This window comes from Rothia sp. (in: high G+C Gram-positive bacteria) (assembly GCF_030540545.1).
Lineage (GTDB): Bacteria > Actinomycetota > Actinomycetes > Actinomycetales > Micrococcaceae > Rothia.
In genome coordinates, this window is the sequence record NZ_JAUNVZ010000119.1 from 1 (window position 1) to 1066 (window position 1066).

General features: G+C 53.8%; 1 protein-coding gene. It reads left to right on the plus strand.

Annotation, left to right across the window (positions count from 1 at the left end):
* Positions 1 to 199 precede the first annotated feature (199 nt).
* Positions 200 to 1066, plus strand: an 867-nt coding sequence (dnaN, locus tag Q4P78_RS09345; protein ID WP_303340096.1) for a DNA polymerase III subunit beta, incomplete at its 3' end; no start/stop codon positions are given.

A 1066-nucleotide genomic window follows, 5' to 3' on the forward strand; every position in this document is an offset into this window, starting at 1 on the left:
GTATTCTGAGGACTTTCTGTCGACATACAAAAGATGTAATTACAAAAATCCTTGAGTCTTCTACCTTCTTCCACTGTTCCCGGTACACCTCATCTGAGCTTGTAATTACATCTTTTCCGGTAGGATGGAAGAGGTTCCCTTATCGGGGAACCACCGCACTTGTTTAGGACTTTCTTCAGCTACTTCTGAAAGGCGCCTCATGAAATTCACCATCGACCGCGATGTATTGGCCGAGGCCGTAGGCTGGACCGCACGTTCACTACCGGCACGGCCCACCTCCCCAGTACTCAGTGGGCTACTGATTACTGCAGAAAACGGTGAGGTAGCTATTGCGGGATTCGATCATGAAATCAGCGCCCGTCAGGTAGTTGAAGCGGATATTGAGCAGGATGGTACCTGCCTAGTGCCCGGTAAGATGCTCGCCGACATCTGCCGTTCTCTCCCCAGCGCACCGGTTGAGTTCGCCGCATCTGATTCCAAGGTGTTTATTTCATGTCGTTCAGCAAAGTTCCAGCTGGCTGCTATGCCGCTGGTTGACTACCCAGAACTGCCGGAGCTGCCGGAGGTCTCGGGTACCGTTGACGGTACTGAGTTTGCGCGGGCAGTTTCCCAGGTTCTGGTGGCCGCATCAAAAGATGAAACTCTGCCGATCCTTACCGGAATTAGGCTGGAGGTTCAGGGCGACACTATGACCCTGTTGGCCACCGACAGGTACCGTTTGGCGATGCGTGAACTCACCTGGTCGCCCACCAACCCGGAGATCTCAGCACAGGTACTCATCAAATCCAAAACACTTGCCGAAGTAGGCCGTACTTTGGCTGGTTCAGGTGAACTATCGATTGCCCTACCAGATGCACATGAGCTTATCGGCTTTGAGGCTGCTTCACGCCGCACCACGAGCGTGCTCATGGATGGGGATTACCCAAATATTCGTGCCCTATTCCCGGAAGAAACACAGATTCACGCTGTTATTCGCACCTCTGACCTAGCTGAGGCTGCCCGCCGTATTTCTCTGGTGGCCGAGCGTAACACTCCCCTGCGGCTGGCTTTTAGCGAGACGGGTGAG